Source organism: Ensifer sp. MJa1, from assembly GCF_037026475.1.
Classification (GTDB): Bacteria; Pseudomonadota; Alphaproteobacteria; order Rhizobiales; family Rhizobiaceae; genus Ensifer.
In genome coordinates this window covers 176,593-190,572 of record NZ_JAKUMO010000008.1, presented here as the reverse complement: position 1 = coordinate 190,572, position 13,980 = coordinate 176,593, and the positions used below count along the sequence as shown (strand labels likewise).

Annotated in this window: 12 protein-coding genes; 6 read left to right on the top strand and 6 right to left on the bottom strand. The window is 61.8% G+C overall.

All coding sequences use genetic code 11. The annotated features are described in order from the left end of the window. Positions 1-8: 8 nt before the first annotated feature. Positions 9-803: a ParA family protein gene (locus MKZ91_RS13635; protein WP_336171396.1), complete on the top strand. Its 795-nt coding sequence runs from the start codon at positions 9-11 to the stop codon at positions 801-803. Positions 804-838: 35 nt separating this feature from the next. Continuing rightward, complete coding sequence (locus tag MKZ91_RS13630) at positions 839-1,729, top strand: ParB/RepB/Spo0J family partition protein (RefSeq protein ID WP_336171395.1); 891 nt, start codon at positions 839-841, stop codon at positions 1,727-1,729. A 327-nt stretch (positions 1,730-2,056) separates the two neighbouring features. On the opposite strand, the gene holA is transcribed toward MKZ91_RS13630, so the two are convergent. From holA to leuS, 3 genes are read right to left on the bottom strand one after another with little or no spacing between them, the layout of a single operon-like run. Continuing rightward, positions 2,057-3,091 (bottom strand): DNA polymerase III subunit delta, encoded by a 1,035-nt coding sequence (holA, locus tag MKZ91_RS13625; protein ID WP_336171394.1) that lies wholly within the window; start codon positions 3,089-3,091, stop codon positions 2,057-2,059. A gap of 11 nt (positions 3,092-3,102) precedes the next feature. After that, complete coding sequence (lptE, locus tag MKZ91_RS13620; protein WP_336171393.1) at positions 3,103-3,636, bottom strand: LPS assembly lipoprotein LptE; 534 nt, start codon at positions 3,634-3,636, stop codon at positions 3,103-3,105. Further along, positions 3,623-6,250, bottom strand: coding sequence for a leucine--tRNA ligase (gene leuS / locus MKZ91_RS13615; RefSeq protein WP_336171392.1), 2,628 nt, complete (start codon positions 6,248-6,250; stop codon positions 3,623-3,625). Before leuS ends, lptE begins: the two co-directional genes overlap by 14 nt. 224 nt (positions 6,251-6,474) lie before the next feature. Between leuS and MKZ91_RS13610 the strand changes: the two genes are divergently transcribed. Beyond that, a complete protein-coding gene (locus tag MKZ91_RS13610; RefSeq protein ID WP_336171391.1) occupies positions 6,475-7,134 on the top strand; it encodes a YggS family pyridoxal phosphate-dependent enzyme in 660 nt (219 codons plus the stop codon). 128 nt (positions 7,135-7,262) lie between these two features. Then, a complete protein-coding gene (locus MKZ91_RS13605) occupies positions 7,263-9,170 on the top strand; it encodes a propionyl-CoA synthetase (protein ID WP_336171390.1) in 1,908 nt (635 codons plus the stop codon). A gap of 28 nt (positions 9,171-9,198) precedes the next feature. On the opposite strand, the gene MKZ91_RS13600 is transcribed toward MKZ91_RS13605, so the two are convergent. Then, the gene (locus tag MKZ91_RS13600) at positions 9,199-10,083 is read right to left on the bottom strand and encodes a LysR substrate-binding domain-containing protein (RefSeq protein WP_336171389.1); all 885 of its coding nucleotides are present in this window, start codon (positions 10,081-10,083) and stop codon (positions 9,199-9,201) included. A gap of 137 nt (positions 10,084-10,220) precedes the next feature. Between MKZ91_RS13600 and MKZ91_RS13595 the strand changes: the two genes are divergently transcribed. Continuing rightward, the gene (locus MKZ91_RS13595; protein ID WP_336171388.1) at positions 10,221-10,607 is read left to right on the top strand and encodes an ectoine synthase; all 387 of its coding nucleotides are present in this window, start codon (positions 10,221-10,223) and stop codon (positions 10,605-10,607) included. 63 nt (positions 10,608-10,670) lie between these two features. Here MKZ91_RS13595 and MKZ91_RS13590 read toward each other — a convergent pair whose 3' ends face one another. Next, positions 10,671-11,372, bottom strand: coding sequence for a DUF1013 domain-containing protein (locus MKZ91_RS13590; protein WP_336171387.1), 702 nt, complete (start codon positions 11,370-11,372; stop codon positions 10,671-10,673). A gap of 227 nt (positions 11,373-11,599) precedes the next feature. Here MKZ91_RS13590 and acs point away from each other — a divergent pair, with 227 nt between their 5' ends. Further along, positions 11,600-13,549 (top strand): acetate--CoA ligase, encoded by a 1,950-nt coding sequence (gene acs / locus MKZ91_RS13585; protein WP_336171386.1) that lies wholly within the window; start codon positions 11,600-11,602, stop codon positions 13,547-13,549. 117 nt (positions 13,550-13,666) lie between these two features. On the opposite strand, the gene MKZ91_RS13580 is transcribed toward acs, so the two are convergent. Continuing rightward, positions 13,667-13,867, bottom strand: a complete 201-nt coding sequence (locus tag MKZ91_RS13580; RefSeq protein WP_336171385.1) for a DUF1674 domain-containing protein — start codon at positions 13,865-13,867, stop codon at positions 13,667-13,669. Positions 13,868-13,980 lie beyond the last annotated feature (113 nt).

Genomic DNA, 13,980 nt, shown 5'->3' with positions numbered 1-13,980 from the left:
GCGGGAATATGTTTGGCGCAAAAAACCGGATCATCACAATCGCAAATCAGAAGGGCGGAGTCGGAAAAACGACAACGGCCATCAATCTGGCGACCGCTTTGGCGGCGATCGGCGAGAAAGTTCTGATCGTCGATCTCGACCCTCAGGGCAATGCCAGCACCGGGTTGGGCATTCAACGGCGTGATCGCAATCTTTCGTCCTATGAGCTGATGATTGGTTCGCACGGCATAGCCGAGATTGCCCAGCAAACCGCAGTGCCAAATCTGTCGATCGTCCCGTCGACGATGGACCTGCTCGGAGTCGAGATGGAGATCTCGCGCGAGGCAGACCGAGTCTTCCGCCTTCGCAAGGCGTTGGCAAGCCAGGCAGCGCTGGACTACTCCTACGTCCTGGTGGATTGTCCGCCCTCCTTCAATCTTTTGACGATGAACGCCATGGCGGCCGCGCATTCGGTGCTGGTGCCGCTGCAATGCGAGTTCTTCGCGCTCGAAGGTCTAAGCCAATTGCTGGAAACGGTGGACCAGGTGCGGCGCTCGGTGAATCCAGAGCTCGATATTCAGGGCATCGTGCTCACCATGTTCGATTCGCGCAACAATCTGGCGCAACAGGTCGTCAGCGACGTCAGGACTCACCTCGGTGACAAGGTTTATCACACCTTGATTCCGCGCAACGTCCGGGTTTCCGAGGCGCCGTCCTATGGCAAGCCGGCGATCCTCTACGATCTGAAGTGTGCTGGAAGTCAGGCTTATCTGCAGTTGGCGTCCGAAGTGATTCAGCGTGAGCGCCAGCGCAAGGCCGCATAACCATTTCGGTAGCGTAATATAAATCGGGTGACGATATGAACGACGATAGCTCGAAGCGGCGACTTGGTCGCGGATTGGCCGCGTTGATCGGTGAGATGGATCAGCCGCTGCAAGCGGGTGCCGCTGCCCCTGCCCCGGTCAATCCCGACCGGCGCGTGCCGATCGAGTTCGTGTCGAGAAATCCGCGCAACCCTCGCCGTCAGTTCGACGAATCCGAGCTTCAGGATCTCGCGAATTCAATCCGCCAGCATGGCATCGTCCAGCCGGTCGTTGCCCGCACGATCGGGGTCGATCGCTACGAGATCATCGCCGGTGAACGCCGTTGGCGTGCTGCTCAATTAGCCGGATTCACCGAGATCCCCGTTATCATCCGGGACGTCGACGATCGTACGGCTCTTGAGATCGCCATCGTCGAAAACGTCCAGCGCTCAGACCTCAATCCGCTCGATGAAGCGCTTGGCTACGAGCAGTTGATCGCAGAACACGGCTACACGCAGAACGATCTCGGCGAGATCATCGGCAAGAGCCGCAGTCACGTTGCCAACAGCCTGCGGCTGTTGAAACTGCCGGAACCGGTGCGCGACATGCTTTTTGAAGGGACGCTGTCGGCCGGCCACGCCCGCGCGCTGATCCCGACGTCCGATCCGGCGACGCTGGCGCGCGCGATCATTTCCAAGGGGCTCTCAGTGCGTGATGCCGAGCGCATGGCGCAGAACGATATCCGCGCCCAGAATGATCCGAACTACGGCAAGGCGGCCAGACGCGACGAGAAGGATGCAGACACGCTGGCGCTGGAACGGACCCTGTCTGACAGCCTCGGTCTCGAGGTGACGGTCAATCACAAGGCGTCCGGCGGTCATCTGCGCATCGCCTACAAGACCCTCGATCAGCTAGAAGAAATTTGCCGGCTGCTTGAACGGCGCTGAAAAGTGCCGCTCCAGAAATGCCAGAGGCGTGCCCGAACAAAAAACGGGCCCGCCTTCTCCGTTCGTAGTCCGGCTACTCAAGAAGGATGAGACTGCCGGCGACGGCGCGTGAGAATGACCCGCGCAACAGTCATGGGTCGCTTGGGTCTTTCATGCTTCCCTCGATCGGCGCTTTTGCGGGTATGTCGCGGCGATAGACGTTGGCTGCGGTCGAGACGGTGAACCCGTGCGGCGGTCGTTCACGCACAAAGCACGCCGCTATCTCCGCGCTTTGAGCATCCTGACCCCGTTGGGTTTACATCGCGCAAATCCGCTGCACGCGTGGCTTCAGCGTCTTGCCGATTGCACCGCGATTGCCATGAGGTTCTGCAGCACAAGGCTCTCTTCGAGGCTGGCGCGGCTGCGGCTTTGGAAGATCGTGGTCTGGAGCCGGTTGAGTTCACGCCTGATTGCCGGCGAGGACCAATGTTTCAGCGCCGCCTCGACGATTGGCTTGCGGCGAAAATGCAGTCCACGTCCGAGCGTGGCAATCACCTGCCCGGCCTGTTGTCTGGTCGAATCCATCTCGGCGCGCATCACATCCAGTTGCTGAAACTGACGCAGGCAGGCCTGCAGCACAAGGAACGCCGGCGTCTTCGACGTGGTGATCTTCTGCATCGCATGCAGCAGTCCGTCGAGGTCGCCCTTCAAGACAGCGTCGACGGCATCGTCAACGGAGATGGCGCTGGCATCGCCGACAATCGAAAGGACATCGTCTTCGTCGACGGTTGGCTTGCCACGGCAGTAAAGGGCGAGTTTGCGCAGTTCGTTGCGCGAGGCCAGTCGGTCACCGCCAAGCGCCTCCAGCAGCCGCGCGCGGGCGGCTGGCGTGATCCCGAGCTTCTCGTCGCCGAGTTCCTTGTCAATCAGCGCCTGAAGGCTGCGGGCGTCGTCGCTGTAGCAGGCGATGCAGGCGACCGATCGCGCCGTCTCACCGATCTTGCGCAGGGCGGCGCCCTTCTTCAGGTCTCCGGCCTCGATGATGACGTAGCTTCCGGTCGGCGGTTCGGCGGCAAGGATCTGCAGAGCGTCGACGAGCGCTTTCTCATTGGCCGCTCCCCTCACCCAGATGAGCTTGTCGCCACCGAACAGGCCGATCGCATTGACCTCGTCCAGCAGCCGGCCGGGCGACTGCGTCAATTCGCTGACATCGAGCTTCAGGACGGAGAAGGGATCGTCGAGCGGAACGCCACATCGGGCCGCAAGCGCAGCGGCGCGCTCGGAAACGAGCCCGCGATCGGGACCGTAGAGAATGAACAAGCGATAGACGCCAGCAGACTTCTGGACGAAGGTTTCGAATTCGTGCGACTTGACTTCGCTCATGCCTACACCGGCTAGCGGCTGAGGGCCGCAGCGATATCGGCCCGGATCAATTCCGCCAGTTCCTTTGCTGCACGGTTTTCGCCGTCGCGAACGGCGCGCAACTTGGCAAATTCCTGGACCGGGAAGTCAACGAGGGCCACCGCAGTGCGGTTGCCTGACTTGACCGTTTCGCCCGTGCCGATCTTCGTCAGATTGTAATCCGCCTTGACGACGATGCGGCCGGCGCTTGCCCGGTCCACCCGATCCTTGTCCTGATCGTAAAGCACGCCCATGGCGCGGCTCGTGACTTCCAGCGCCAGATGGTATTGCGGGTTCGCCGGTTCGCCCTTCCCGCCTGCAGCAAGGAAGATCAAGGCGTTGCGGACTTCCTGCTCGACACGGTCGTCAGCTTCCGAAATTTCGATTGCGGCCAAGGCCGTCGATGTGCCGACGCTGTCGGAATATAGCGGTCTGACCTGGCAGCCGGCGAGCGCGGTCAACACAAGAACACCTGCCAGCACCGGAATCGACCGGATGCGGAAGCCAGCTCTATCAGACAACGACATTGACGATCCTTTGCGGCACGACGATGATTTTCTTGGGGCTGCTGCCGTTGAGCGCAGACTTGACGGCATCGAGCGCCAGGACGGCGCTTTCGATCGCACTCTGATCCGCATCGCGGGAGATTGTCAAATCGGCGCGCTTCTTGCCGTTGATCTGCACTGGCAGGGTGACTTCGTTCTCGACGACAAGCGCCGCGTCGAAGGTCGGCCAGCCGGATTCCGCAATCAGACCCTTGCCACCGATCTCGCGCCAGCATTCCTCGGCGAGGTGCGGGGTCATCGGGGCGATGAGGTTGATCAGGATCGCTGTCGAGTCCTTCACGGCCGCAGCGAGTGCCGCGTCGGCCTTGCCGGCTGCCACCTGCGTCAGCGGTGCGGCAAGCGTGTTCACGAGCTCATAGATGCGCGCCACGGCCTTGTTGAAGGCGAGCTTGTCGTAGTCCGCCTCGACGGCGCGCAGCGTGCGATGTGCGGCCTGCGAGACGGCAAGTGCATCACCTTCGCGTGCGGGCGCTGCCTCGATCGCGCGCAGCTTCTCGGCTGCTTCGCTGATCAGGCGCCAGGCGCGCTGGACGAAGCGGTGGGCGCCCTCGACACCGGCTTCCGACCAGATGACGTCGCGGTCCGGCGGCGAATCGGAGAGCACGAAGAAGCGTGCCGTGTCGGCGCCATAGGAGGCGATGATGTCATCGGGGTCGACAACGTTCTTCTTCGACTTCGACATCTTCTCGATCGAGCCGATGGCGATGTCCTCGCCGGTTTCGATGAGCACGGCGCGGCGCTGTCCGTCGACTTCCTCGATACGGATTTCGGCCGGTGTGACCCATTCGCGCTGGGCGCCTTCGCCGCGGCTATAGGTCTCGTGCACGACCATGCCCTGGGTGAACAGGCCCTTGAACGGCTCGTCGACCGCGACGTGGCCGGTTTCCTTCATCGCGCGGGTGAAGAAGCGCGAATAGAGCAGATGCAGGATCGCGTGCTCGATGCCGCCGATATACTGATCGACCGGCAGCCAGTGGTTGGCAACCGCAGGATCGGTCGGGTTGTTTTCCCAAGGTGCCGTAAAGCGGGTGAAGTACCAGGACGAATCGACGAACGTATCCATCGTATCCGTCTCGCGACGTGCATCCTTGCCGCAATGCGGGCAGGCGACGTGGCGCCAGGTCGGATGGCGGTCGAGCGGGTTGCCCGGCTTGTCGAACGTGACATCCGGCGGCAGCACGACCGGCAGGTCGGCCTTGGGAACCGGCACGACCCCGCAGTCTTCGCAATGGATGACCGGGATGGGGCAACCCCAATAGCGCTGGCGGGAGATGCCCCAGTCGCGCAGGCGGAAGTTGACCTTGCGCTCGGCGCGGGGCGTATTGCCCAGCGTTTCCTTCTCGAGCTTCGCGGCAACGGTCGCGAAGGCTTCTTCGATCGACAGACCGTCGAGGAAGCGCGAGTTGATCATCACACCGTCGCCGACATAGGCTTCGTCGCCGATCGTGAAAGTCGCAGCATCCGCGTCCTTCGGCATGACCACCGGCACGACCGGCAGGTCGTACTTGCGGGCGAAATCGAGGTCACGTTGGTCGCCGGACGGGCAGCCGAAGATGGCGCCTGTGCCGTAGTCCATCAGCACGAAGTTGGCGACATAAACCGGCAGTTCCCAAGTCGGATCAAGCGGATGCTTGGCGCGAATGCCGGTGTCGATGCCCTTCTTTTCAGCTGTTTCCAGCGCAGCAAGCGAGGTTCCGGCGCGGCGGCATTCGTCGCAAAAGGCTTCCACTTCCGGATTGCTCGCAGCCACCTGCTTGGCCAGCGGGTGATCCGCGGCGATCGCCAGGAAGGAGGCACCAAAAAGTGTGTCGGGCCGGGTGGTGTAGACGGTCACTTCGGTCTCGTCGCCGGCCGTGCCCTTGACCAGCTCCCAGCGCAGCGACAGGCCTTCCGAGCGGCCGATCCAGTTCTTCTGCATCAGACGGACCTTTTCGGGCCACTGATCCAGCGTATCCAGTGCATCAAGCAGTTCCTGGCTGAAATCGGTAATGCGGAAGAACCATTGTGTCAGTTCACGCTGCTCGACCAGCGCGCCCGAACGCCAGCCACGGCCGTCGATCACCTGCTCGTTGGCGAGCACGGTGTTGTCGACCGGGTCCCAGTTGACCTTGGATTGCTTGCGATAGACGAGGCCCTTGTCCAGGAAATCCAGGAACAGGTGCTGCTGGCGCTGGTAGTATTCCGGGTCGCAGGTTGCGAACTCGCGGTTCCAGTCGAGCGACAGGCCCATGACCTTCAACTGCGCCTTCATCGAGGCGATGTTCTGGTAGGTCCAGCTGGCCGGATGCACACCACGTTCCATGGCGGCGTTTTCGGCCGGCATGCCGAAGGCATCCCAGCCCATCGGATGCAGCACGTTGAAGCCACGGGCACGCTTGTAACGCGCGACCACGTCGCCCATGGTGTAGTTGCGCACGTGGCCCATGTGGATGCGGCCCGACGGATAGGGGAACATCTCGAGCACGTAGTACTTTTCGCGCGGATCGTCGTTCCGGGTCAGGAAGACCTCTTCCTTTTCCCATTCCTGTTGCCAACGGGGTTCGGCATCACGCGGATTGTATCGTTCGCTAGACATGTCTTTTCGATGTTCCGGAAGTTCTGGAGGGCATGGCAGCGCCCTCATGACAATAGGCGTGACCTTCACCACGAAACCGCCTGAGGGTCAAGTTTTTGAAGGGTTTGCCGCGACACTTTGGCGGATTTGGGTCCGCAGCTGTGGCTGCGGCCTTGGCAAGGGGCCGAACTTTGCCTAATCCGCTCGGTCAGTGGTTTGAAATTCCTTCATCGGAGAGCATGTTCATGGAAGTTGAAGAGCGGCTGCAGGATGTCGTGAGCCGGATTCAAGCGGCGGAAAGGTCTGCAAAGAGGACGAAGGGCGCTGTGGAACTGGTCGCGGTTTCCAAGACCTTCGACGCGGAAGCCATTCGGCCGGCGATTTCCGCCGGGCAGCGGGTCTTCGGTGAAAATCGGGTGCAGGAAGCACAGGCGAAATGGCCGGAGATGAAGGGCGAGACGCCCGATCTCGTCCTGCATCTGATCGGCCCGTTGCAGTCGAACAAGGCCGCTGAAGCCGTCGCGCTGTTCGATGTCATCGAGACCGTCGATCGCGAGAAGATCGCTCGCGCTCTGGCCGCGGAAATGCAGAAGCAGGGACGAAAGCCGAAGCTCTACGTGCAGGTCAATACCGGGCTGGAGCCGCAGAAAGCTGGGATTGCACCGGAGGAAACCGTCGCTTTTGTCGATCTCTGCCGCCGGGAACTCGGCCTGACGGTCGAGGGTCTGATGTGCATTCCACCGGTCGAGGAAAATCCCGGCCCGCATTTCGCGCTGCTCGCCAAGCTGGCGGCCGCCTGCAAGCTGGAAAAGCTGTCGATGGGCATGTCCGGCGATTTCGAGACGGCGATCCAGTTCGGCGCAACCAGCGTGCGGGTCGGCTCGGCGATCTTCGGCACCCGCTGACGGTCGGCTCGGCGCAAGGCGGTTCGTCGCATTACGCTTTCGTCGGGGTTTCCCTCCCCTCCCATTAGCCTATCCTTGTGCATGAGGAGGCCGGACCTGTCCGGCGAAATGCATAGGGAGGAACGGAAGTGGCGAGTCGCTATTCCGAAGTGTACGCCGCCTGGAAGGCGGATCCGCAAGGTTTTTGGTCAAGTGCTGCCGGCGCCATCGACTGGTTCGAAAAGCCGGAGCGCGTCTTTGATGGCGAGAGCGGCATCTACGGCCATTGGTTCGCCGGCGGCTCGACCAACACCTGCTACAATTGCCTCGACCGTCACGTGGCCGCCGGCCGCGGAGAGCAGACCGCCTTCATCTACGACAGCCCGGTGACGGGAACGATCGAGCGCATCTCCTATGCGGCTCTGCTTGCCGACGTGAAGGCGCTTGCCGCGGTCTACAGGGAGCTCGGCGTCGGCAAGGGCGACCGGATCATCATCTATATGCCGATGATCCCCCAGGCCGCGGTCGCGATGCTTGCCGCAGCCCGGATCGGCGCGGTGCATTCCGTGGTCTTCGGCGGCTTTGCCGCCAACGAACTGGCGGTGCGTATTGACGACTGCGAGGCGAAGCTCGTGGTTTCCGCAAGCTGCGGCATCGAACCCGGCCGCACCGTCGCCTACAAGCCGCTGCTCGATGCGGCGCTGGAGATTGCCACCCATAAGCCACAGCACTGCCTCGTCTTCCAGCGGCCGTTGGTGGAGGCGGCCATGACGGCCGGGCGCGACATCGATTTCGCGCAGGCGCTGGCATCGGCGAAAGCAGCTGGCAAACAGGTCGATTGTGTGCCGGTCCGCTCCACCGATCCGCTTTATGTGCTCTACACATCGGGTACGACCGGCCAGCCCAAGGGCGTGGTGCGCGATAATGGCGGCCACATGGTCGCGCTCAAATGGTCGATGGAGAACTTCTTCGGGGTCCAGCCGGGCGAGGTGTTCTGGGCGGCCTCGGATATCGGCTGGGTCGTCGGTCACTCCTATATCGTCTACGGGCCGCTTCTGAACGGCAGCACCTCGATCCTGTTTGAAGGCAAGCCGGTCGGCACACCGGACCCCGGCACCTATTGGCGGATCATCGCCGAGCACGGCGTCGTGGTCATGTTCACGGCGCCGACCGCTCTGCGGGCGATCCGCAAGGAGGATCCTGACGCCTCGTTTGCCGCCCGGTATGATCTTTCCCGGTTCCGGGCGCTATTCCTGGCGGGCGAACGGGCGGATCCGGATACGATCCACTGGGCGGAAAAGGCGCTCAGCGTACCGGTCATTGACCATTGGTGGCAAACGGAGACCGGCTGGCCGGTTGCCGGCAATCCCATGGGTCTCGGGCTCTTGCCCGTGAAATACGGCTCCCCGGCCGTGCCGCTACCCGGCTACGATGTCCAAATCCTCGATGACGCCGGCCATCCGGTCGGCCCCGGCACGCTCGGCAATGTCGTTGTCAAACTGCCGCTGCCGCCCGGCTGTCTGCCGACGCTCTGGAATGCCGACCATCGCTTTCGTGCTGCCTATCTCGAGGAGTTTCCCGGCTACTACAAGACCGCCGATGCCGGCTATCTCGACGATGACGGCTACGTCTTCATCATGGCGCGCACCGACGACATCATCAACGTGGCGGGCCACCGCCTCTCCACCGGTGCGATGGAGGAAGTCTGTGCCAGCCATCCTGATGTCGCGGAGTGTGCGGTCATCGGCATAGCTGATGATCTGAAGGGCCAGGTGCCTGCGGGGTTTCTTGTCATCAATTCCAATGTTTCCCGTGAAACATCTGACATCGAGCGTGAAGTGATCGGGCTTGTGCGCGAACGCATCGGGCCGGTGGCCGCGTTCCGCATGGCGATCTGCGTCAAGCGGCTGCCGAAAACACGCTCCGGCAAGATCCTGCGGGCGACGATCCAGAAGATTGCCGACCGGCAGCCTTGGAAGATGCCGGCGACGATCGATGATCCGGCCATCCTCGACGAAATCACCGTGGTCCTGCATGCGCGCGGTATCGGTGTGTGACGGTCCCGGTGAGAATTCCTGAGCCGGCTTAGGATTTCGCAGGCTTGTGGTCGTCGACGACGCCCGAGAACCAGTCGCCGAAGGCGGCCACGGCCTTTGAACGCGTCGCCCTGGTGATCAGGAAGTAGTTTTCGTCTTGCAGCGTGGCGACCTCGGACAGCACCACGAGGTCGCCGCTCTCGATCTCGCGCCGGAAAACTTCGATCGGGCAAAGCGCTACGCCATGGCCGGCAATCGCGGCCGTGGCGAGAAGGTTGAAATCCTGGAAGACGGGGCCTCGTAAGGCCTGTCCGCTCGCCTGCCCTGCCCTGGCGAACCAATCGCGCCACCGAGACGTCGTCTCGTCGTGCAGCAGGTCGGCCGAGGCGATCGCCTGGGGCGTGCGCAAGTCACCCGCCCGTTCGAGATAGCGGGGGCTGGCGACCGGGCGATTGATGCGCGAGAACAGTCGGTCCGAACGGGTGCCGTCGCTGCGGTCAGCACCCAGTGTGATGAGGACATCGCAGCCGGTTTCTCGCAATTGCTGTTCGGCCATCGCGTAGACCACCTTCACGTCGATCTCGGGGTGCAGCCGGAGAAACTCGCCGAGTGCCGGGATCAGCCAGCGGGTGGCGATCGAGGGAATACAGGCGACACTCACCTGTGCCTTGGTGTTGAGCCTGAGCAGTTCGGTTTCCACCGCGATGCGCTCGAAGGCGGACCTCAGCGTTGCCGCCAGTCCCTCGGCCTCTGCCGCCAGCCGCACGCCGCGTTTCTCGCGCACGAACAGCGGCCGGCCGAACCAATCCTCCAACAGGCGGATCTGATGGCTGACGGCGGCATGGGTGACGTGCAGTTCATCTGCGGCGCGCGAGAAACTCTGCAACCTTGCTGCCGCCTCGAAGGCGCGAAGCATGCCGAGGGGTGGCAGCATCTGTATGTTTTCCTCATCTATCGTGCGAGAAATCGTCGTTTGAGCTGCCTCACTTGTCAACGAATACTGGCTGCATTGCCGGAGCGACCGAAGCGTTTGCTCCAAGGCATGAGGATTACTTACAGCTGGAGAGAGCCATGTTCGTGCGCAGCCTGCAGGATATCGAAGCAACGGATCATTTTGTCGAATGGGGCAGCGGCACCAGCCATCGCCTGCTGACGGAAAGGGACGGCATGGGCTTTACCGTCTGCCACACGGTGGTACGGGCCAACACTGTGTCGCTACTCGAGTACCGCAACCATCTGGAAGCCTGCTACTGCATTGCCGGTCAAGGCGAGGTCGAGGACATGCAGGGCAATATCTTCCCCATTCGTCAGGGCGACATCTATGTGCTGGACCAGCACGACAAGCACTACCTGCGTGGTGGCAAGAAGGAGGATCTGATCCTTGTCAGCATCTTCAATCCACCGCTCAAGGGCACCGAGCGCCACAATCTCAACGATCTGTCGGGATCAGCCTACTGAAAGACGTGCAACGAAAAGCCCGGATCGATGATCCGGGCTTTTCGAGTTTCGGCTGAGCGACAATCAGTAGTGATCGTCCTCGTCCTCGTCCTTGCGATCCGACTTCAGCGACTTGAGCTTGGCGAAGACGGCATCGGCGTCGATTTCCTTCTCTTCCTCGCGCTCGTAGCTGAAACCGAGCTTCTCGGTTTCCTGGGCCGATTCGAGCGTCGCACCGAGTTCGGCGGCGGTCGGCAGCGGACGACCCTTGGAGGCGCGTTCGACTTCGAGGTCGAGGTCGATCTGCGAGCAGAGGCCGAGGGTCACCGGATCCATCGGCGTCAGGTTGGTCGAATTCCAGTGGGTGCGCTCGCGGATCTGCTCGATCGTTGACTTGGTCGTGCCAACCAGGCGCGAAATCTGCGCGTCTTTCAACTCGGGGTGGTTGCGAACGAGCCAGAGAATGGCATTGGGCCGGTCCTGGCGCTTGGAAACCGGCGTGTAGCGGGGGCCCTTGCGCTTCGAGTCAGGGACGCGAACCTTCGGCTCCGAAAGCTTCAGCTTGTGGTTGGGGTTACCTTCTGCGCGTGCGATCTCGTCGCGCGAAAGCTGGCCGGTCGCAATCGGATCGAGACCCTTGATGCCCTGCGCGGATTCACCGTCGGCGATCGCTTTTACTTCAAGCGGGTGCAGCTTGCAGAACTGCGCGATCTGGTCGAAGGACAGCGCGGTATTGTCAACGAGCCAGACGGCTGTTGCCTTGGGCATAAGCAGTTGCTGAGCCATGGATATAGTCCTTTTGTCCGTCCGCGCCGGTGTCGCGGGCCGTGGAGTCTACCACTGATTTCCGGGAAATGTGGGCCTCTATACCGTCGTTGTCGCGAAATTGCAATTCTTCAGTTCCAAATGTCCTTTTGTCTAATTGCGGCGGGCATTTGACCTGCTATGAATGTCCGCGAAACGGGCTGGCCGGGGAGTGGCGAGCCGCACTAGGAATGCGTAGGGAGGAAAATATGTCCGCCAAGAACTATCCGGTGTTGAAGTCTGCCAAGAGCCGGACGCTGCTTGATAACGCAACTTACCTGAAGTGGTATGAGGAGAGCATTTCGGACCCGGCAAAGTTCTGGGGCAAGCACGGCAAGCGGATCGACTGGTTCAAGCCCTATACGAAGGTCAAGAACACTTCCTTCAAGGGCAAGGTCTCGATCAAATGGTATGAGGACGGCCTTACCAACGTCTCCTACAACTGTATCGATCGCCACCTGAAGACCCATGGTGAGAAGACCGCGATCATCTGGGAAGGCGACAACCCCTATATCGACAAGAAGATCACCTACAACCAACTCTACGAGCAGGTTTGCCGGCTTGCCAACGTCTTGAAGAAGCACGGCGTCAAGAAGGGCGATCGTGTCACCATCTACATGCCGATGATCCCGGAAGCGGCCTATGCGATGCTCGCCTGTTCGCGCATCGGCGCCATCCACTCGGTCGTCTTCGGTGGTTTCTCGCCGGACGCACTTGCCGGTCGTATCGTCGACTGCGAGAGCACCTTCGTCATCACCTGTGATGAGGGCGTACGCGGCGGCAAGCCGGTTCCGCTCAAGGAAAACACCGACACGGCGATCGACATTGCCGCCAAACAGCATGTGATCGTCAACAAGGTGCTGGTCGTGCGCCGCACCGGCGGCAAGACCGCCTGGGCGCCGGGTCGTGACCTCTGGTACCACCAGGAAATTGCGACGGTGAAGCCGCATTGCGAGCCGGTAAAGATGAAGGCGGAAGATCCGCTGTTCATCCTTTACACCTCCGGTTCGACCGGCAAGCCGAAGGGCGTGCTGCACACCACTGGCGGTTATCTCGTCTACGCGTCGATGACGCATGAGTATGTCTTCGACTACCGCGACGGCGATATCTACTGGTGCACGGCCGACGTCGGCTGGGTCACCGGCCATTCCTACATCGTCTACGGCCCGCTCGCGAATGCCGCGACGACCGTGATGTTCGAGGGCGTGCCCAATTTCCCGGATGCCGGACGTTTCTGGGAAGTGGTCGACAAGCACAAGGTCAACGTCTTTTACACGGCGCCGACCGCGATCCGCTCGCTGATGGGTGCGGGCGACGATTTCGTCAAGCGCGCGTCGCGCTCGTCGCTGCGCCTGCTTGGTTCGGTCGGTGAGCCGATCAACCCGGAAGCCTGGGAGTGGTACTACAACGTCGTCGGCGAACAGAAATCGCCGATCGTCGATACCTGGTGGCAGACGGAAACCGGCGGCATCCTGATCACGCCGCTGCCCGGCGCGACCGACCTCAAGCCCGGTTCGGCCACCCGGCCGTTCTTCGGCGTGCAGCCGCAACTGGTCGACAATGAAGGCAATGTGCTCGAGGGTGCTGCCGACGGCAACCTCTGCATCACCGACAGCTGGCCGGGCCAGATGCGCACCATCTACGGCGATCACGCGCGCTTCGGCCAGACCTACTTTGCCACCTACAAGGGCAAGTATTTCACCGGCGACGGCTGCCGTCGCGACGAAGACGGCTACTACTGGATCACTGGTCGCGTCGATGACGTGCTCAATGTCTCCGGCCACCGCCTCGGCACGGCCGAAGTGGAATCGGCGCTGGTTTCACACCACCTCGTCTCGGAAGCGGCCGTCGTCGGCTATCCGCACCCGATCAAGGGCCAAGGCATCTATTGCTACGTTTCGCTGATGGCCGGCGAAGTCGGCAATGACGAGTTGCGTCAGGCGCTGGTGAAGCACGTCCGCTCGGAAATCGGCCCGATTGCGACGCCGGACAAGATCCAGTTCTCGCCGGGCCTGCCGAAGACCCGATCTGGCAAGATCATGCGTCGCATCCTGCGCAAGATCGCCGAGGACGATTTCGGCGCGCTTGGCGACACCTCGACGCTCGCCGATCCGGCCGTTGTCGACGACTTGATCGCCAACCGTCAGAACAAGGCTTGATAAAAAGGACGCCGCAGGTTGAAGACCTGCGGCGTCCAAGCAATTTTGTGAGCCGGATTCGGATCGTTGCCGTTGCGAAGGTCCGAGCCGCAAAACTGGCGATGATCGGTCGGCGACTTAGAAGTCGATCGCCCTGCCCTTGATCTCCCAGTCACCGAAGCGTGCGGGGTCCTCGCCGCCGCGGCCGCCAATTTCGGGCGGCAGATCCTTCTTCGTCTCCGCCTGGCGCCGTTCCTCTGCTTCCTTCAGGGCCCGCACAGCTGCGGGCGGTAACGGTCGTTTCGGGCGATCGGCGGCGTTGTCATTGTCGTTCTGCATCTGAACGGTATCCGGATTCGAGCATCAATATTGAAGAATGGGGCGTTTGCACCCATCATATAGGGTGCCGTTCCCTCAACGGGAACCCTTGATTCACGTGAAACGTCGACGAT

Bases quoted from the DNA above. Each gene is read 5' to 3' on its own strand.
- leuS (WP_336171392.1), bottom strand. From the start codon at position 6,250: ATGTCTAGCGAACGATACAATCCGCGTGATGCCGAACCCCGTTGGCAA.
- MKZ91_RS13590 (WP_336171387.1), bottom strand. From the start codon at position 11,372: ATGGCTCAGCAACTGCTTATGCCCAAGGCAACAGCCGTCTGGCTCGTT.
- MKZ91_RS13630 (WP_336171395.1), top strand. From the start codon at position 839: ATGAACGACGATAGCTCGAAGCGGCGACTTGGTCGCGGATTGGCCGCG.
- lptE (WP_336171393.1), bottom strand. From the start codon at position 3,636: ATGTCGTTGTCTGATAGAGCTGGCTTCCGCATCCGGTCGATTCCGGTG.
- MKZ91_RS13580 (WP_336171385.1), bottom strand. From the start codon at position 13,867: ATGCAGAACGACAATGACAACGCCGCCGATCGCCCGAAACGACCGTTA.
- MKZ91_RS13610 (WP_336171391.1), top strand. From the start codon at position 6,475: ATGGAAGTTGAAGAGCGGCTGCAGGATGTCGTGAGCCGGATTCAAGCG.
- MKZ91_RS13595 (WP_336171388.1), top strand. From the start codon at position 10,221: ATGTTCGTGCGCAGCCTGCAGGATATCGAAGCAACGGATCATTTTGTC.
- holA (WP_336171394.1), bottom strand. From the start codon at position 3,091: ATGAGCGAAGTCAAGTCGCACGAATTCGAAACCTTCGTCCAGAAGTCT.
- acs (WP_336171386.1), top strand. From the start codon at position 11,600: ATGTCCGCCAAGAACTATCCGGTGTTGAAGTCTGCCAAGAGCCGGACG.
- MKZ91_RS13600 (WP_336171389.1), bottom strand. From the start codon at position 10,083: ATGCTGCCACCCCTCGGCATGCTTCGCGCCTTCGAGGCGGCAGCAAGG.
- MKZ91_RS13635 (WP_336171396.1), top strand. From the start codon at position 9: ATGTTTGGCGCAAAAAACCGGATCATCACAATCGCAAATCAGAAGGGC.